Source organism: Paraburkholderia sediminicola, assembly GCF_046027825.1.
Lineage (GTDB): Bacteria > Pseudomonadota > Gammaproteobacteria > Burkholderiales > Burkholderiaceae > Paraburkholderia > Paraburkholderia sediminicola_D.
Genome location: NZ_JAQQDU010000072.1, coordinates 14,477 through 32,924, shown reverse-complemented (window position 1 = coordinate 32,924; position 18,448 = coordinate 14,477). Strand labels below are relative to the sequence as shown.

Sequence of the window (18,448 nt, the reverse complement as noted above, 5' to 3'; positions counted from 1 at the left end):
ACGGACGCCGCATTCCGAACATTGCGTTCGGACATCGCAGGGCGGCATGGATGCAGCGGGGCAGGTGCCTGCCGCCGCTGCCCCGCCCAAACTACCAGGCGCTTTCCGAGACCGCCGTGACGCGCGGCACCACTTCGAACGGAAAGCTCATCAGGACCCGCAAGCCACGGCCGCCGTGGTTGCCGATCTCACACTCCCCGCCCGCCCGCCGCACCAGACGCTCGACGATCGCGAGCCCCAGCCCGCTGTGACCGTTGCCGCCGCGTGCCGGGTCGAGCCGAACGAACGGCCGGCTGGCATTGATCAGATCCTGTGCGGCGATACCGCTGCCGTTGTCGCTCACCGACAGCGTGAACCCTTGCGCCGTGCGCGCCGTGGCGACAACGATCGGCGGCGCGCCGTAGGCATGGGCGTTGTCCAACAGGTTCGACAGAATCCGGTCGAGCGTCGCCGCGGGCAGCAGGAAACCCGGCCCCGCGTTGAGTTCGGTCTGCACAGTGGGCGCACCCGCCGCCACCGCGCGATAGCTGCGCACCACGCGCTCGCACTGCTCGTCCGCTTCGACCGCTTCGCTCCGATCGGCGCCGTCGTGCGCAAACATCAGAAACTGTTCGACGATATGCGTCATCGAATCGACGTCGCGCACGACGCCGTCACGCATCTTCACTTCTTCCATCATTTCGGCGCGCAGCCGCAAGCGTGCCAGCGGCGTTTTCAGATCATGCGCGACACCGGCCAGCATCACGGCCCGGTCGTTTTCCGTACGCGCCACTTCCTGAACCATCTGGTTGAAACCGTGCGTCAACTGCCGCAGTTCACGCGGACCACGCTCCGGCACCGGCGGCACCGGCAAGCCGCGGCCGAAGCGCGCCACCGCCTGGGCGAGCGAACGCAACGGCTGCTGCAGCGCCCATGCGGCAAAGAGGGCCGCCATCACCGCGAACGAGAAAATGATCGCGAGCCACAGCACCGTGCGATCGAGCGAACGCGGTGGGCGCAATGGCTGCACCGGCACCACGATCCAGCTGCGATCCGCGGCGCCTCGCACCCACAGCGTGGGCGGACGGCCTGGCGGGCCAACCCGTACCTGGGTGCCGGCAGGCATGCGATCGCGCACGTCCTCGATGAAACGTTCCATCGGCGCCGGCAGACCCGCGCTTTCCGGCGGCACGTCAGGGCTCGCCGGATCGACCAGCCTGACGCGCGACGGCAAGGGCTGGTCCGGCGTGCGAGCGACGTGCTGGCGCACCGCGTCGACGAGGAAAGTGGCTTCCTCGACTGCGTAGCGCGTTTGCAACTGGCTGCGCTCGAGCCGCATCAGCGCGTACCACGCGAAATGCGACAGCAGCAACACCGCAATAACTAGCAGCGCGAGGCGCCCGAACAGCGAATCAATGGGCCGGCGCATGCTGTTCGCCATCCGGCACGAACACGTAGCCGCGCCCGCGCACCGTTTGAATGAAGCGCGGCGTGGACGGGTCGGTTTCGAGAATGCGGCGCAGACGCCACACCTGCACGTCGATGCCACGGTCGGTCCCGTCGTATTCCGGGCCATGCAGCAGTTCGAGCAGGCGCTCACGGGTGAGCGTGCGCATGGGGTGATTGACAAAAATCTTCAGAAGCGCGAATTCACTGCCCGACAGCGTGAGCGGCTTGTCTTCGAGATGCAGCGTGCGCGACTGGAAATCCAGCGTGAAGCGGCCGAAGTTAAACGGCTCGCGCTGCTCCGGCGCCGCCGCCGACGGCAGCGTGCGGCGGCGCCGCAGCACCGCTTGCACGCGCGCCAATAGCTCGCGCGGATTGAACGGCTTGCCGAGATAGTCGTCCGCGCCGAGCTCCAGCCCGACGATGCGGTCGACGTCATCAGCACGTGCGGTGAGCATGATCACAGGGATGTCGTCGCCCGACGCGCGCAGCTTGCGCAGCGCGGTCAGCCCGTCTACGCCCGGCATCATCAGATCGAGCACGATCAGATCCGGACGCTCCCGTTCGAGCCTGCGCTCGAGCGTGCCCGCGTCGTGCAGCACGGAGACTTCGATGCCCTGACGGGCCAGATAGTCGCGCAGCAGATCGCGTAATTCGACGTCGTCGTCAACAACAAGTATTTGAGTAGCCATGGGATGAAGTTTAACGCGCAGCAGGAAGGGTTTTCGATTTCAGACGGCCGTCAAGGGTTACCGGGTGTTACCGTGAAAGGCGCACGTAATGACCCGTAATAGCCGCATCAAGCCACGTAACACAGCGCCGGGCACAGTTCTCTACGCTGTGACTTACCGAATGCAGGCCGTCCTTTATCACCGGTTGCATCGTCGGCTATTCCATTACAGGGAGTCTTACATGTCCACCAAAAGAATGTCGCGCGTTCTCGCCGTTGCCGCCACTGCCCTCGCCATCGGTGCGGGCGCTGCCTATGCCGCACAACCCGCCGGTCAAGGCGGCCCCGGCGGCTGGCATGGGCACTTCATGAAGGAACTGACGCAACTGCACGACCAGTTGAAGCTGAACGCGGATCAGGAAAAGCAATGGCAAGCCGCGCTCAACACGATGAAGCAGAACCACGAGGCCATGCGCGCCAACCATCAACAGATGAAGGACCAGTTCAAGGCCGCGCAGCAGCAGCCGATTCTGGACCTGAACGCCATGGCTGCCGCGCACCAGCAAGTCGAGCAGAAAGACGCGCAACTGCGTCAGCAAACCTCGGACGCGTGGCTCAGCTTCTATAACGGGCTGAACGACCAGCAGAAGACTACCGTCAGCACGGCGCTGAAACAGCGTTTTGCGAAGATGGAAGCGCGTCACCAGAAAATGCACGAGCGCTGGGAGCATAAGAAGGGTGCAGCGTCGGCGCCGGCTGCTAATCAGTAAGCCGCACAGCAAAGACGGGGGGCGGGAGGCAGCCTGCACGGCTGCCTCCCGAATGCAAAAACGCCACGGAGGGTTTTCCGTGGCGTTTTTGTTTGCGTGCGGCTCGCTGATTCGAGCCAAGCTCCTCGTTGCGTGCGCGACTGGCGATTGGCGCTTACCCGCGCGTATGCGCGCTTACCCGTTGAGCGGACCGAGATCGAACAGCAGCACTTCGGCGTTCTCGCCCTTTTCGAGCGTCACCGTATCGGTCTCGCTGAGCTTGGCGGCGTCGCCAGCCTGGAGCGCTTCGCCATTCACAGTCAGTGCGCCGCGCGCCACGTGCACATACGCCAGGCGGCCTTTCGGCAGCGCGAACGTAGCGTGTTCCGCGCCGTCGAGCAACGCCGCATAGATCGAGGCATCCGCATGAATCGTGACAGAACCGTCCCGGCCGTCGGGCGAGGCGACCACGCGCAGACGCCCGCGCTTGTCGGCGTCATCGAAGCGCTTTTCCTCGTAGCCTGGCTGGTCGCCCGCGCGTTGCGGGATCACCCAGATCTGCAAGAGGTGCGCCGCCTCGTCCTGCGACGCATTGAACTCACTGTGCTGCACGCCCGTGCCGGCGCTCATGCGCTGCACGTCGCCGGGACGGATGGTCGAGCCGTTGCCCATGCTGTCGCGGTGCGCAAGCGCGCCTTCGAGCACATACGTGACGATTTCCATGTCGCGGTGGCCGTGTGTGCCAAAGCCCTGGCCGCCGGCGATACGGTCTTCGTTGATCACCCGCAGCGGTCCGAAATGCACGTGTTGCGGGTCGCGATAGTCGGCAAACGAGAAGCTGTGATACGAGTCGAGCCAACCGTGATTGGCGTGGCCACGTTCGTCGGAACGGCGAATCTCGATCATGGGGATCTCCGGTGAGTAATTAGCGATGCCGAGAATGTATGGGCGCGAAGCGCGCTAAACAATCGACAAAGGCACATCAGATCGTTTCATAAATCCGTGCAATCGTGCGCCTGCAGGGCGTGCGGCAAGGCCAGATCGGCTACCGGCGGCCCTGCTCGCCATATCGGTCGTCCGTGGGTCGATCATTACCGCGAATGAGCGCATGCAAGAACAACGCGGCCGCGACCCGACACCGTCGCGCATGCACAACGCATGCGCCCGCCCACCGGCAGCCGGCTGCGTCCCGCACTGGCGCCTCGCCCCTGTTCGGGTAAAATACCGCCCTTTTCGAGACGCGCGGGCGCGCAAGGCGCGCCGGCGGGCCCGGCAGCCTGAGCCGCGAAGGGGCAGCCGCGGGTTTCACCCCTCGCCAATCTCGCTTGATACGTCGAAAAGGCATCGGCGAGACCGAAGCAGGGCCGTAGCGGAATCGAAGCAAACCCATACGCGGCGCGACAATTTTGACCGCCTAGAATAGCGACGGCCGGCCACGAGCCGGCGGTCGTCGAGATCGGCACACCACGACGATCAGTTTGATCCAGGAGAAACATGAAGAAGGCCGCACTGTGCGTGGCGCTTGCCGTCATGGCCACCGGCGCCACGGCGAAAGAATGGAAAACCGTGCGGATCGGGGTGGACGCCAGCTACCCGCCGTTCGAATCGATCGCGCCCAGCGGCCAGGTCGTCGGCTTCGACGTCGATTTGACGAAAGCGCTGTGCGCGAAAATGAACGTCAAGTGCGTGTGGGTCGAGCAGGATCTGGACGGGATCATCCCGGCGCTGAAGGGCAAGAAGTTCGACGCGATCGTGTCGTCGCTGACTGTCACGGACAAGCGCCGCGAGCAGATCGATTTCTCCGACAAGCTGTTCGACGCACCGGCCCGCATGATCGCCAAAGCCGGCTCGCCCCTGCTGCCGACGGCTGAATCGCTGAAGGGCAAACGCGTCGGCGTCGAGCAAGGCTCGACTCAGGAGGCTTTCGCCAAAGCGTACTGGGAGCCCAGAGGCGTGACCGTAGTGTCCTACCAGAATCAGGATCAGGTGTACGCCGACGTCGCTTCGGGACGTCTCGACGCCGCCTTGCAAGACGAATTGCAAGCCGACGCCGGGTTCCTGAAGACGCCGCGCGGCAAAGGCTTCGCCTGGGCTGGTCCGGAAGTGAAAGACCCACGGACGATCGGTGAAGGCACGGCCATCGGCCTGCGCAAGGATGACGTCGAGCTGAAGGCGATGTTCAACCAGGCGTTGGCGCAAGTACATCAGGACGGTACGTTCAAGAAGCTCGAAAAGCAGTACTTCGACTTCGATATCTATCCTGGTCACTGAGCGAGGGACTGAGCGGCGTACTACACCGGTCATGGGCCGCTCGCCGGGTTGATCGCTGAGCGGGCCTCCAGCCCGGCAACCAGTCAGGCAACTAGCAACTTGCAGCACCCGCGAAACTCGGGGCTCGCCCGCATGGGCTTTCCCGAGGCTTCGTAATACAGTCAGTCATTGTTTCAAAAGCAGCATCAGAACCAGCTTCAACCCCGATTCAGAACGAGAGTCGAAAAGCGCGCTGCAAGGCCGGCAACGGTCATGCAGTCATGATTTGCACAGCGGTGCGCTGTGCGCCGCAGGAACCAGCGAGCCCAGGCTCGCGGCAAACGCGGCGCAGAGCTGGCCGCGTCTTTCGCGGTGCGTCGCAAACGCATTGTCAAGGACCCCATATGTTCCTTCAAGGCTACGGCCCGCTGCTTCTCAACGGCACCTGGCAAACCGTCAAACTGGCGGTGTTGTCGCTGGCGTTCGCTTTCGTGCTGGGTCTGCTCGGCGCGGCGGCGAAACTGTCGAAGAATCGCGTCTCCCATAGTGTCGGCACCATCTACACGACGCTCGTGCGCGGCGTGCCCGACCTGGTGCTGATGCTGCTGCTGTTCTACAGCATCCAGATCTGGCTGAACAACCTGACCGACCTGCTCGGCTGGGATCAGATCGATATCGACCCGTTCGTGGCCGGTGTCGCCGTGCTCGGCTTCATCTACGGCGCGTACTTCACCGAGACCTTCCGCGGCGCGTTTCTGGCCGTGCCGCGCGGCCAGCTCGAAGCGGGCGCAGCCTACGGCATGACCGGCTGGCAGGTGTTCTCGCGGGTGATGTTCCCGCAAATGATGCGCTTCGCGCTGCCCGGTATCGGCAACAACTGGCAGGTGATGGTGAAAGCCACGGCGCTGGTGTCGATCATCGGTCTCGCGGACGTCGTCAAAGCCTCGCAGGACGCCGGCAAGGGCACGCTGCGATTCTTCTTCTTCACCCTGCTCGCAGGGGCGATCTATCTCGTCATCACCACAGTGTCCAACTTCGTGCTGATGTACCTCGAAAAGCGTTACTCGACTGGCGTGCGAAAGGCGGATCTATGATCGAGATCATTCAGGAATACTGGCGCAACTATCTTTATAGCGACGGCTATCGACTCACCGGCGTCGTGATCACGCTATGGCTGCTGGTCGTGTCGATCGGGCTGGGCTTTTGCCTGTCCATTCCGCTTGCGGTCGCACGGGTCTCGAAGAAGAAATGGCTCGCCCGCCTAGTCTGGCTGTATACCTATGTATTCCGCGGCACGCCGCTGTACGTGCAACTGCTGCTCTGCTACACCGGCTTGTATAGCCTCGAAATCATCCGCAATCACGAACTGACCAACGCGTTCTTCCGCGACGGCATGCATTGCACGCTACTCGCGTTCACGCTGAACACCTGCGCGTACACCACCGAGATATTCGCCGGCGCGATCAAGGCCACACCCTATGGCGAGATCGAAGCCGCGCGCGCCTACGGCATGTCGTCGTTCACGCTGTACCGGCGGGTGATTCTGCCCTCGGCACTGCGCCGCGCGTTGCCGTACTACAGCAACGAAGTGATCCTGATGCTGCACGCCACCACCGTCGCGTTCACCGCGACCGTGCCGGACATTCTCAAGATCGCGCGCGACGTGAACTCGGCCACGTATCAGTCGTTCAATGCGTTCGGCATCGCCGCCCTGCTCTATCTGTGCATTTCGTTTGCGCTCGTGTGGCTGTTCCGCCGCGCCGAGCACCGCTGGCTCGCTTACCTGCGGCCGCAAGGCAAGTAATAAGAAGGGCTCCCGCCCCAAGCAAGTAAGCCCGCTAAGGATCCTGATGAACACCAAGAAGCAAAAGCTCTTCGTCGACGAGCTTCACAAACAGTACGGCGACAACGAAGTCCTCAAGGGCGTGTCGCTGAAGGCCAACGCCGGCGACGTGATCAGCGTGATCGGCTCGTCCGGTTCGGGCAAGAGCACGATGCTTCGCTGCATCAACTTCCTCGAGCAGCCGAACGCCGGACGCATCTTTGTCGACGGCGAAGAAGTCCGCACGCAGATCGGCAAGGGCGGCGCGCTGCGCGTGTCCGATCCGAAGCAGTTGCAGCGCGTGCGCACCAAGCTGTCGATGGTGTTCCAGCACTTCAACCTGTGGACGCACATGAACGTGCTCGAGAACATCATCGAGGCACCGGTCAACGTGCTGGGTCTGAAGCGCAAGGAAGCCGAAGAGCGCGCACGCCAGTATCTGGAGAAAGTGGGCCTCGCGCCGCGTCTCGAGAAGCAATACCCGTCGCATCTGTCGGGCGGCCAGCAGCAACGCGTCGCGATCGCGCGCGCGTTGGCCATGCATCCGGACGTGATGCTGTTCGACGAACCAACTTCCGCGCTCGACCCCGAACTGGTCGGCGAAGTACTCAAGGTGATGCAGACGCTCGCCGAAGAGGGCCGTACGATGATCGTCGTCACCCACGAAATGGCGTTCGCGCGCAACGTGTCGAATCACGTGATGTTCCTGCATCAAGGCCGCGTGGAAGAAGAAGGTCATCCGGACGAAGTCTTCAAGAACACAAAGAGCGAACGGCTCAAGCAGTTCCTCTCCGGCAGCCTCAAATAAGACTGTTGGTCAGCCTGGTATTTGGGCTGTAGTTAAAGTAACATTACAAGGCGCTTACGAGCGCCTTTTTTACTTCGCTCACCTGCACATTCCGGCCGTTCTGGCCTCGAAAATGGGCCCGAACATAGCCCGACCCACCCTCTTTCGCCATACTCTGCCGCATTTGAAGCGTCAATAGTGGCAATCCTTGACGTTGCTCGTCCCAATCCGTGATTCCCTTACCGCATAAGGGTTTCCTGCCATTTTGGGGATATCGCAACGATTCCATGCACACATTCGTATTGCAATTTGGAGACACCGACCTAAGCCGGTACTAATTTCTTCTCCCACTGAAGTGTATTTTTGATAAATTAGTAACCAAAGTAGCAAAACAAAGTTCATTAAAAGTAGTTTCACTTCAAAGCAACAGAGGAGAACCGGTCGGCGAGGGATCGGCATGGCGCGAAGAATAGCCCGCTGAGGCTATCCGTCACGGCAGGAGACCCAATCCACCCGCTAATCTCCCTGGTACCGATTTCTGTTCGGCGCGCTTGCGTCCGAACACCATTCGTAGTACTGGGTTTCACTTTTTGACAGGGTATGGAGGAGAAGATGAAGAAAGCTTTGCTCGCCGCTGCGCTAATGACAGCCGGTGTAGTTGCGCACGCCCAAAGCAGCGTGACGCTGTACGGCCGCCTGGACGCTGGCTTGGAATATATGTCGGGCGTTCCGCAAGGCGTCGGTGCAAACGGCCAGGCCACTGGCAGCACGAACCGTTTCAAAGCAGAAAGCGGCGACTGGGGTACCAGCCTGTGGGGCATGAAGGGCGTTGAGGACATCGGTGGCGGCAACAAGGTCCTGTTCCAGTTGGAAGGCTCCTTCAACACCATGACGGGCGCAGGCCCTGGCGGTGGCGGTCTCTTCAATCGCTGGGCAACGGTCGGTATGTCGAACGACGCCTTCGGTACGCTGCTGTTGGGTCGCGAACTCTTCATCTCGAACGGCGTGTGGGACTTCGATCCGTTCGGTCAATCGAACTGGTCGTCGGCGTCGCTGGTGCGTGGCCGCAACTGGCCGCAATCGAGCAACAACATTTCGTACCAGTCGCCGAAGGTCGCAGGCTTTGACTTCTACGGTCAATACGCCCTGTCGAACGCAACGAGCTGGAACGGCAACGGCACGACCCCGCAAGGTCGCGAAGCTGGCGCACAAGTCACCTACACGAGCTCGCTGTTCCAGGTTCGCGGCCTGTATGACGAAATCCGCAACCCGGCCAACGGTGCCCTGTATGGTCCGGCTGCTGCTACTCCGGCCAATGCAGCTAACATCTCCACCGGCGTGTTCGCGGCATCGCGCGAATATTCGGCTCTTGTGAACGTGTTCCTCGGCCAGTTCAAGATTCAGGGCGCTTTCCAGGCAGTCCGTTCTGCAGGTGCAACGGGCGTTCTGCCGGGCCAGCCGACCACGCTCGATCACGAATGGGGCGGTGTGACGTGGCAAGCAACGCCGGCTGCAGCGCTGATCGCAGCGGTGTACCACGTCAACGGCAACAATGGCGCGGGCAACGCAACGATCTACACGATTGGCGGTTCGTACAACCTGTCCAAGCGCACGTTGCTGGATCTCCAGATCGCTTCGACCCGCAACAGCAAGAATGCTAACTTCGGTCTGAATGCGGACAACGCTGGCACGTCCACCGCAACGGACAACCCGCTGCCGGGTCACCAGCAGTCGGGCGTGTACGCAGGTATTCAGCACTCGTTCTAATCGAACGGTGTGCCCCGAAGGGTTTTCCTTGGGGGCGCCCCCCAAGGGGACTTCCTTCGGGGCGTAGTAACGAGTTCTTCAAGAGAATCTTTTTCACGCTGCTGCGAGAGGCGCGTATCGGTGCGATGTCCGAAAGGGTATCGCACCGTTTTTTATTTGAGCGCGCGGTTTTGCCACTGCCCCGCGCACCGTCGCGGTGCGTGCTAGGCAACAGGAATACGATAAGCAATACCGGCGCTTGAACCCTGTGCTTCAAGTTCGAGAAGTCAGGCCGCTCAAACCGCCGCTTCGTTTTCCTCGCCGGTGCGAATCCGGATCACACGCTCCACGTCCGCCACGAAAATCTTGCCGTCGCCGATCTTGCCGGTACGCGCCGCCCCGATGATCGCGTCGATCACCTGATCGCACTGGTTGTCCGCGACAACCACTTCGATCTTCACTTTCGGCAGAAAGTCGACCACATACTCTGCACCACGATAAAGCTCGGTGTGGCCTTTTTGCCGCCCGAAGCCTTTGACTTCGGTCACGGTCAACCCTGTGAGGCCGACTTCAGCAAGCGCCTCGCGCACTTCGTCGAGTTTGAACGGTTTGATGACTGCAGTGATGCGCTTCATGGCGGACCTCGTCTCGTGATTGGAAGGTTGAAAGGCAAATGGATGATTTTTATTCTACGCTGCGCCGGATGCCTTGCGGCGGTCCGGCGGTCCGGCGCGCGCTTCTGGTCTGCTACGGGGTAAGTCCGCAGCAACCGTTCGCTTCTTACTCCACCGGCTCGGTGTAGCGCGATGTAATCGGATAACGCCAGTCGCGCCCGAACGCACGATGCGTAACGCGAATACCGATCGGCGCCTGACGGCGTTTGTACTCGTTGATCTTGATGAGGCGCGTGACGCGTTTCACGTCGTCGACCGCGTAGCCCGCCGCGATGATTTCCGCGAGCGAGCGGTCCTCTTCCATGTACATGCGCATGATTGCGTCGAGCACTTCGTACGGCGGCAAGCTGTCCTGATCGGTCTGGTTATCGCGCAGTTCAGCGGACGGCGCGCGCGTCAGAATCCGCTCGGGGATCACGTCCTGCTTGTCGAACGTGGTGGCCTGATTACGGTAGTGGCACAGCTTGTAGACCAGCGTCTTGGCGATATCCTTGATCACCGCAAAACCGCCGGCCATGTCGCCGTACAGGGTGCAGTAGCCCACCGCCATTTCGCTCTTGTTGCCGGTGGTCAGCACGATCGAGCCGAACTTGTTCGACAGCGCCATCAGCAAGGTGCCACGGATGCGGGCCTGAATGTTTTCTTCGGTGGCGTCTTCGGCGCGGCCGGCGAACTCTTCGGCAAGCGAGCCGCGGAACGCGTCGAACATCGGCGCGATCGCGATTTCGTCGTAACGTACGCCGACGCGGCGCGCCATCTCGGCGGCGTCCGTGGTTGAAATGTCGGCGGTATAGCGCGACGGCATCATCACCGCGCGCACGCGGTCCGCGCCTAGCGCATCGCACGCGACAGCCAGCACCAGCGCCGAGTCCACGCCGCCCGACAGGCCGATCAATGCGCCCGGGAAACCGTTCTTGTTGATGTAGTCGCGCACGCCCATCACGAGCGCGGCGTACACCTGCGCTTCGAGCGAGAGCTCCGGCGCGACCGCCGTAGGCACCGGTTTGCCGCCGTCGAACTCGACAATCGCGTTGCCTTCCTCGAACTGCGCCATCTTTGCGACCAGTTCGCCGTTCTCGTCGAGTACGAACGAGCCACCGTCGAACACCAGTTCGTCCTGCGCGCCGACCATGTTCACGTAGACCATGGGCAAACCGGTCTCGCGAATCCGCGCGCGCAGAATGTCGAAGCGCACCGCCTCCTTGTTCAGGTGATACGGCGAGCCGTTCGGAATCAGCAGCACTTGCGCACCGGCGGCCTTCGCCATTTGCGCGGCCGATGCGTGCCACGCATCCTCGCAAATCACCACGCCGTACTTCACGCCGTCCAGTTCGAACACGAACGGCTTCGGGTCGGACGCGAAGTAGCGCTTCTCGTCGAACACCTCGGTATTGGGCAAATCCTGCTTGCGATAGGTGCCGACCACCTCCCCGTCCACGATCAGCGAGGCCGCGTTGAAGGTATCGACCGGCGGCACGCCACGCTCGATCGGCGCGTTTGCATTACCATGGCCGTTTGCCGTGCTGTGCGTCAAGTCGCGCAGCGGATGGCCGACGATCACATGCAAGCCGGCGAAAGGCTTCAATTGCGTAGCCAGGTCGGCAAGCGCCGCCGCGCTCGCGGTGTAGAACGCGGGACGCAGCAACAGATCTTCGGGCGGATAGCCGGATAGCGCGAGTTCAGGCGCGATCAGCAGTTTCGCACCATCGTTGTGCGCAGCGCGCGCGGCAGCGACAATCTTCGCGACATTGCCGGCGAAATCGCCGACGGTGACATTGATTTGAGCAAGAGCGATTCGGGTCTTCATGGCAGGATCGACAGGCAAGCCAGGTGGCTTGCGAGTACCGCGGCTGGTTAAGCTCGACGGAACGGACAAATCGGATAAACGAGCGACGCATCGCACCACGCTTGGCGTCGCTCATTGGGAACAGTCACACAGATTGAACCAGGAACGCTTTGATTATCGCACGGGCATTCTGGCGTCGCCCTCCGAGGTGGATGCCGCGGAATGGAATGCCCTCCTCGCGCAGCAAACGCAACCCACGCCGTTTCTGCGGCACGAGTTTTTGAGCGCGCTGCATGCGACCCGATGTGCGGTCGCCGATACCGGCTGGGCGCCGCAATTCGTCACGCTGACCGACCCGCGCACGGACAAGCTCGCGGCGGCCGCGCCCGTGTATCTGAAGGGGCACTCGTACGGCGAGTATGTCTTCGATTGGGCGTGGGCCGATGCGTACAAACGCAACGGTCTGCCGTATTACCCGAAGCTGCTCTGCGCGGTGCCGTTCACGCCGGTGCAAGGCAACCGGCTGTTATCGGCGGATACGCATGCGCTCAGGCATCTGGCGGCCACGCTGATGGCGTTCGCCGAGCAGGCCGACGTGTCGTCATTGCACGTGCTGTTTCCAACCGAAACGGAGGCGAGCGCGCTGACCGACATGGGCATGATGCTGCGCGAAGGCGTGCAGTTCCACTGGTTGAACGACGGCTATCGCGACTTCGACGATTTCCTCTCCACGCTCGAACAGAAGAAGCGCAAGAACATCCGCGCCGAGCGTCGCAAGGTGCAGGAAGCCGGTGTGACGATGCGCCGGATTCGCGGCGAAGATATCCAGGACGCCGACTGGCGCTTCTTCAGCAAGTGTTATCGGCAAACCTATCGCGAGCACTTTTCGAGTCCCTATCTGAACCTCGATTTCTTCCGGATGATCGGCGCATCGATGCCGGAAAATCTGCTGCTGGTCATCGCCGAATACGAAGGCAAGCCGATTGCCAGCTCGCTCGTGGTGTATCAACGCGAGGAGAAAACCGGCGGCACCTTGTACGGCCGTTACTGGGGCGCGCTCGAACATGTGCCCTGCCTGCACTTCGAAACGGCGTACTACCAGCCGCTCGAATTCTGCATCGAGGAGAAGCTCGGCGCGTTCGAAGGCGGCGCGCAGGGCGAGCACAAGATGGCGCGCGGGTTTCTGCCGACTGTCACGCGCTCGGCACATTGGCTCGCGCATCCGGCCTTCGCCGATGCGGTCGGCCACTTCCTCGATAACGAAAAGAACAGCATCCACGCCTATGTGGACGAGCTGCGCGAACACAATCCGTTCAAAGGCTGAAGCGCACCCATGGCGTGGTTTCTGTATCTGCTCGAATGCTCGGACGGCAGCGTCTATACCGGCATTGCCACTGATGTGCAGGCGCGCTTCGACAAACACGTGAGCGGCGTCGGCGCGCGTTATACGCGTTCGCGCAAGCCGGTGCGGGTGCTCGTGTCGTTTGAGTTGGCCGACCGATCAAGCGCGTCAAGTGCGGAGTATTGGGTCAAGCGGTTGTCGCCTGCCGAAAAGCGTGCGTTAGGCGCTGGACGGCGCACGCTCGAATCGGTGTTGCCCGTGCCCGAACCAGAGCCGGTTGCCACCGAGGAAGCGGAAAAAGAAGCCGGCACGTCCTAACAGCGACTTCGCTTCGTCACGCGCGTTCTGGCTGCGAAGCGATAGGCAGCCGACCATGCCAAGGCGGATGCTTCTGCCTGCCGCCTACCCCCTCGCCTCCCTCATCCGCTCAGCCAACAGCCGATGCATCAGCGCGATTTCGCCCACCGCATCCGCCTCCAGTGACGTCAACCGGTCGCGCGCGGGAAGGTCGTGCCGGTTCGGCCGTAACGTCCTGTTCAATGCAGCCTCTATCTCGGCACTCGTGGTGGCAATCCACGCACCGAGCTCACCATGCATGCTGCGCCGGTTCGTACTCAAGCGCAGTTGGGTCGCGGTGCCCGCCATTTTTCGCAACACGCTCAGGACCGTCAGCGTCACCGTGTCGGCCATCGAGTCCTCGAGCTTTTCGAGTCGAACGCGGCCGATTGCCTCCTCGGCATTATTGCTGCCCAATCCAGCGGCCCGGCGCAAACGTTCCATGTCCTTCTCGCTTCGATCCGGCGACTCCAGTGCCGCCCTCAGATACCTGAGATTGGCCCGCACCGCCTCGTTCAGATAGGCGCGATAGTCGACTTTCTCCCGCGTCGGCCACAAATAGAACGTTGCCAGCAGCGCCAACACACAGCCGAGGACATTGTTGCCGAGCCGCGTCAGCGCATAGGCAAATTCGCTGGCGCCTGGCGTCGCGAAGTCAGCCACGAGCACGAAGGTCGGTGTCAGGAACAGAACGAACAGGCTGTAGCTGACGGGACGCAGCGCCATGGTCGCCACCACCAGCGGAAACACCGCCAATGAGATGCCGAGCGGCGAATGGATCGCATAGCCGATCGCGGCCGCCAGCACGCCCCCGACGATGCTCCCGGCCGCGCGCTCGATACTCCGTGGCCACGTCGCGGCGATGGACGGTTGCAGGATCAGCAACGTCGCCATGGTTGCCCAGTAGCCGAAGGGAAGCCCGAGTGCCCGTATGACCAGAAAGCCCGCCGTCGTCGTGACGCCCACACGGGCGGCGTGGCGCAAGCCGACCGACTGCACCGAGAGGTTCGCCTTGAGGGTCGACCACGTCCGCGTCAGCAGTCTGGCCGCACTGTCCGACCACCCGAGCGGCTGGGCAGACGTCGGCGCGAAATCGACCAGTTCGAAGTCGGACCTGAGTGTCACGGGTTCCATCAGCGCGGATTCGAGCCGACTCGCCAGGCGCCGCATACGGAGTTGCAGGCCAGCGAGACGGTTCCATTGCGCGTCGTTGGTGGCCGCGCCGATTCTTCGCAGAACCTCACCCATCCCGGTCAGGAGCCGCGCCGCGCGTCTGCCGCGCCGTGCGTCTTCGGGGGCTTTTTCACACGCGCCGGTGACCGCTATCAGATACGCGAAGAGCGCTTCACTTTCGCTCAGCAGGGCGAGGAGGTTGTCGTAAGTTTCGCGGCCTGCCGTTCTCGAGTCAGGCACGTTCGCCAGCGTCTTGCGCGAGCGCTCAAGCGTTGCTCGTGCATCGGCGCGAAATTTCGCGGCATGCGTGGCCCACTGTCCTGGGGCCGCGCGCTGCTCAAGCAGGCGCGCGCTGTCGAATGCGATGTCAGCCAGACGCAGATATACCGCACGCAGCGAAGCGCGGCTCGTACCGAACGGATGAATGCGCCAGACGGTCAGGCTCAGCACGACGGCAAACAGGCACCCGGCCAGGTAGATGCCGAGAAACGCCATGCCTTCCCGAAGGTCGCGCATCGGCCGGTCGACCATCACGACGCAAGCGGTCGCCGCGAGAATCGTCACCTGCGAGGTCGCGGCACCCCAGATCCTGCCGAATGCGCCAAGCGTTGTGAATGCCAGCATGGCAAGCGCCGCGAACACCGTCCCCTCGCCTGATGCGAAGGCGGTCACGCCCCCGCACACGGTCGACAGAAGCGCAAAACCCATCATCGAGGCGAAGCGCGCGCGATTAGAGCCGGCCGCATCGGCAAGACAGGTCCAGAAAGCGCCGATCGCGGCCCATGCGAAGGCCGGCTCGTGCAGCAGATTGCCCAGCACCAGCATGGCGGTGGACGCACAGGCGGCTCTCAACCCTTCCGACAGGTTGGCCTCGCTCATCGAAAACGACACCATCCATACCGGCCGGCCGCGGTAGATCGCGGTGACGAACGCATACAGGCTTGCGTACAGGCGGCTCGACCAGCGCGGCGACGAGGGGTTGGACTTGCGATTCAGCATCCGGACGGTGGGCTCCCAAAAACGCGCATTGGCGCTACATCAGCGCATTAATACGCCGACGGCAGGAAACCTGCTGCGGCCGCCGAATGATAAGGGTTAACACTTAGATATAAAAATGCATTCGATTCATCCAGTCGATGCGCTGTGTCTATGCGCTGGAACGGGTGGGCGGTCAGGTTGGCGGGTTGGCGGGTTAGCGGGTTAGCGGGTTAGCGGGTTAGCGGGTTAGCGGGTTGGCGGTCGGCCGGATGGCCGGATGGCCGCATGGCAGATGGGCCGAACACATGCCTTTAGCTCGGGGCCGAATCCCTGAAAACGCCGCCCATGAAAAAACCGCGCGGCCCTTGCAGGCGCACGCGGTTTTTTCATCAACCACTGGTGTAACGCAGCTTACTTACTTCTTGTAGTTCGCCGCGCCTTCGGTGATTTCCTTGTGAGCGGCTTCGATGCCCGCCCAGCCTTCGACCTTCACCCACTTGCCCTTTTCCAGCGCCTTGTATTGCTCGAAGAAGTGCTTGATCTGGTCTTTCAGGTACGCCGGGACGTCGTCGATCGACTTGAGATCAGCGGTCATCGGGCAGACCTTGTCGTGCGCAACGGCAACCAGCTTCGCGTCGACGCCGGATTCGTCGGTCATTTGCAGCATGCCGAGCGCGCGTGCACGAACCACCGAGCCTGCCAGCAGCGGGAACGGGGTGATCACCAGCACGTCGACCGGGTCGCCGTCGCCCGACAGCGTTTGCGGAATGTAGCCGTAATTCGCCGGATAGCGCATGCCGGTGCTGATAAAACGGTCGACGTGGAGCAGGCCCGTTTCCTTGTCAGCTTCGTACTTCACCGGATCGCTTTGCGCCGGGATTTCGATGATGACGTTGAAATCTTGCGGAAGGTCTTTGCCTGCGGGGACGTGATTGAAGCTCATGAGCGCTCTCTGATCAGATGGAATTCGGAACACGGCGTGCGACATGCGGCGCGTGAACTCGAGCGGCGTGAATCGTGAAACTCGCCAGAACGAGGCGCTGCAGCCGGACAGTGCGGAATACGCCATTATAGCCAATCGGCCGATGGCACCTCGGGTTGGATCGGCGCGATAATCGTCTGGCGTCGCTCGATTGTGCCTCTCGTTTGTGAACATCGCGTATCTGGGCCTCAGCTTGAGCCCCGGCTGCATGACACCTCAAGGAGCCTGCATGGAAGAAGCCCGACACTTCATCAACGGCGAATGGGTCGCCGCATCTGGCGGCGAGACCCTCGCCGTGCTCGACCCCTCGGATGGCCAGCCGTTTACTCAACTGGCCCGCGGCACCGCGGCGGATATCGACGCCGCGGTCCACGCCGCCCGCCGCGCCTTCGAAGGCGCATGGGGCGAGGCGAGCGCCGCCGAACGCGGTCGCGTGCTGTACCGGTTGTCGATGCTGGTCGCCGCCCACCAGGAAGAACTCGCCCAACTCGAAGCCCGCGACACCGGCAAGCCGCTCAAACAGGCGCGCGGCGATTCGGCGGCGCTCGCCCGCTATTTCGAGTTTTACGCCGGTGCGGCGGACAAGCTGCACGGCGAAACGCTCCCCTATCAGGCCGGCTACACGGTGCTGACGATCCGTGAGCCGCACGGCGTGACCGGCCATATCGTGCCGTGGAACTACCCGATGCAGATCTTCGGCCGCAGCGTCGGCGCGGCGCTCGCCACCGGCAATGCGTGCGTCGTCAAGCCGGCGGAAGACGCGTGCCTGTCCGTGTTGCGCGTCGCCGAACTGGCCGCCGAGGCGGGTTTGCCGGCGGGCGCGCTGAATATCGTCACCGGCTTTGGGCATGAAGCGGGCGCGGCCCTCGCCCGTCATCCCGGCATCGATCACATCTCCTTCACCGGCTCGCCCGAAACCGGCAAGCTCGTGACGCAGATGGCCGCGGAGAACCACGTGCCCGTCACGCTGGAACTGGGCGGCAAGTCGCCGCAAATCGTGTTCGCCGATGCGGATCTCGACGCAGCGCTGCCGGTGCTGGTGTCGGCGATCGTGCAGAACGCCGGCCAAACGTGCTCGGCGGGCAGCCGCGTGCTGATCGACCGTGTCATTTACGAGTCGCTGCTCGACCGGCTGAGCGGCGCGTTCCACGCGCTGCGGGTCGGACCGTCGCATGCCGATCTCGACTGCGGTCCGCTGATCAACGCGAAGCAGCAACAGCGCGTGTGGGACTTCCTCTCCGACGCCCAACACGACGGCATCCCGATGGCAGCCCACGGCGAAGTGATCCCCGAGGCGCCGGAGAGCGGCTTCTATCAAGCACCCACGCTGCTGCGCGACGTGCCCGCGAGCCACCGTCTCGCGCGCGACGAAGTGTTCGGCCCGGTCCTCGCCGCGATGTCGTTCTCCGACGAAGACGAAGCGCTCTCGCTCGCCAACGGCACGCAGTATGGTCTGGTCGCAGGCATCTGGACACGCGACGGCGCCCGGCAGATGCGCCTCGCGCGGCGCCTGCGCTCCGGCCAGGTGTTCATCAACAACTATGGCGCGGGCGGCGGCGTCGAATTGCCGTTCGGCGGCGTGAAGCATTCAGGCCATGGGCGTGAAAAGGGTTTCGAAGCGCTGTATGGCTTCACGGTGTTGAAAACCATCGCCATTCGTCACGGTTAGTCAGGCACGCGCATTCGTAGCGAGGGGAAGCAAACAGGAGCAAACACAAGCAGGCGCAT

General features: G+C 62.7%; 16 protein-coding genes. 9 read left to right on the top strand and 7 right to left on the bottom strand.

All coding sequences use genetic code 11. The features are described from left to right. Nucleotides 1-91 precede the first annotated feature (91 nt). Nucleotides 92-1,408, bottom strand: coding sequence for an ATP-binding protein (locus PQQ96_RS30435; RefSeq protein ID WP_408299472.1), 1,317 nt, complete (start codon nt 1,406-1,408; stop codon nt 92-94). Then, nucleotides 1,392-2,117, bottom strand: a complete 726-nt coding sequence (locus PQQ96_RS30430; protein ID WP_054035058.1) for a response regulator — start codon at nt 2,115-2,117, stop codon at nt 1,392-1,394. Before PQQ96_RS30430 ends, PQQ96_RS30435 begins: the two co-directional genes overlap by 17 nt. 220 nt (nt 2,118-2,337) lie before the next feature. Between PQQ96_RS30430 and PQQ96_RS30425 the strand changes: the two genes are divergently transcribed. Beyond that, nucleotides 2,338-2,865 carry a Spy/CpxP family protein refolding chaperone gene (locus PQQ96_RS30425; RefSeq protein ID WP_408299470.1) on the top strand — a complete coding sequence of 176 codons (528 nt, stop codon included), beginning with the start codon at nt 2,338-2,340 and terminating at the stop codon, nt 2,863-2,865. 174 nt (nt 2,866-3,039) lie between these two features. Here PQQ96_RS30425 and PQQ96_RS30420 read toward each other — a convergent pair whose 3' ends face one another. Then, complete coding sequence (locus PQQ96_RS30420; RefSeq protein WP_408299468.1) at nt 3,040-3,750, bottom strand: pirin family protein; 711 nt, start codon at nt 3,748-3,750, stop codon at nt 3,040-3,042. Nucleotides 3,751-4,338: 588 nt separating this feature from the next. Between PQQ96_RS30420 and PQQ96_RS30415 the strand changes: the two genes are divergently transcribed. The 5 genes from PQQ96_RS30415 (at nt 4,339) to PQQ96_RS30395 (ending at nt 9,470) form a co-directional block, all read left to right on the top strand. After that, complete coding sequence (locus PQQ96_RS30415; protein WP_408299467.1) at nt 4,339-5,115, top strand: ABC transporter substrate-binding protein; 777 nt, start codon at nt 4,339-4,341, stop codon at nt 5,113-5,115. 383 nt (nt 5,116-5,498) lie between these two features. Then, complete coding sequence (locus PQQ96_RS30410; RefSeq protein WP_408299465.1) at nt 5,499-6,188, top strand: ABC transporter permease; 690 nt, start codon at nt 5,499-5,501, stop codon at nt 6,186-6,188. After that, nucleotides 6,185-6,898, top strand: coding sequence for an ABC transporter permease (locus tag PQQ96_RS30405; RefSeq protein ID WP_408299463.1), 714 nt, complete (start codon nt 6,185-6,187; stop codon nt 6,896-6,898). Before PQQ96_RS30410 ends, PQQ96_RS30405 begins: the two co-directional genes overlap by 4 nt. Nucleotides 6,899-6,944: 46 nt before the next feature. After that, nucleotides 6,945-7,724 carry an ABC transporter ATP-binding protein gene (locus PQQ96_RS30400; RefSeq protein WP_408299461.1) on the top strand — a complete coding sequence of 260 codons (780 nt, stop codon included), beginning with the start codon at nt 6,945-6,947 and terminating at the stop codon, nt 7,722-7,724. Between the two features lie 591 nt (nt 7,725-8,315). Further along, the gene (locus PQQ96_RS30395) at nt 8,316-9,470 is read left to right on the top strand and encodes a porin (RefSeq protein WP_408299460.1); all 1,155 of its coding nucleotides are present in this window, start codon (nt 8,316-8,318) and stop codon (nt 9,468-9,470) included. Nucleotides 9,471-9,745: 275 nt separating this feature from the next. On the opposite strand, the gene glnK is transcribed toward PQQ96_RS30395, so the two are convergent. Together glnK and PQQ96_RS30385 are read right to left on the bottom strand one after the other, a co-directional pair. Beyond that, nucleotides 9,746-10,084: a P-II family nitrogen regulator gene (glnK, locus tag PQQ96_RS30390; RefSeq protein WP_006048444.1), complete on the bottom strand. Its 339-nt coding sequence runs from the start codon at nt 10,082-10,084 to the stop codon at nt 9,746-9,748. A 145-nt stretch (nt 10,085-10,229) separates the two neighbouring features. Next, nucleotides 10,230-11,930, bottom strand: a complete 1,701-nt coding sequence (locus tag PQQ96_RS30385) for an NAD+ synthase (protein WP_408299458.1) — start codon at nt 11,928-11,930, stop codon at nt 10,230-10,232. A gap of 133 nt (nt 11,931-12,063) precedes the next feature. Between PQQ96_RS30385 and PQQ96_RS30380 the strand changes: the two genes are divergently transcribed. Together PQQ96_RS30380 and PQQ96_RS30375 are read left to right on the top strand one after the other, a co-directional pair. Further along, on the top strand, nt 12,064-13,233 hold the full coding sequence (locus PQQ96_RS30380; protein WP_408299487.1) for a GNAT family N-acetyltransferase: 1,170 nt from the start codon (nt 12,064-12,066) through the stop codon (nt 13,231-13,233). A 9-nt stretch (nt 13,234-13,242) separates the two neighbouring features. Further along, complete coding sequence (locus PQQ96_RS30375) at nt 13,243-13,569, top strand: GIY-YIG nuclease family protein (protein ID WP_408299457.1); 327 nt, start codon at nt 13,243-13,245, stop codon at nt 13,567-13,569. 84 nt (nt 13,570-13,653) lie between these two features. On the opposite strand, the gene PQQ96_RS30370 is transcribed toward PQQ96_RS30375, so the two are convergent. Both PQQ96_RS30370 and ppa read right to left on the bottom strand, forming a co-directional pair. Further along, on the bottom strand, nt 13,654-15,759 hold the full coding sequence (locus PQQ96_RS30370; protein ID WP_408299455.1) for an FUSC family protein: 2,106 nt from the start codon (nt 15,757-15,759) through the stop codon (nt 13,654-13,656). Between the two features lie 394 nt (nt 15,760-16,153). After that, nucleotides 16,154-16,681, bottom strand: a complete 528-nt coding sequence (gene ppa / locus PQQ96_RS30365) for an inorganic diphosphatase (protein ID WP_408210113.1) — start codon at nt 16,679-16,681, stop codon at nt 16,154-16,156. Nucleotides 16,682-16,949: 268 nt separating this feature from the next. Here ppa and PQQ96_RS30360 point away from each other — a divergent pair, with 268 nt between their 5' ends. Continuing rightward, entirely contained in the window at nt 16,950-18,389 is a 1,440-nt protein-coding gene (locus tag PQQ96_RS30360) for an aldehyde dehydrogenase family protein (protein WP_408299453.1), read from the top strand. The last annotated feature ends 59 nt before the right edge of the window (nt 18,390-18,448 follow it).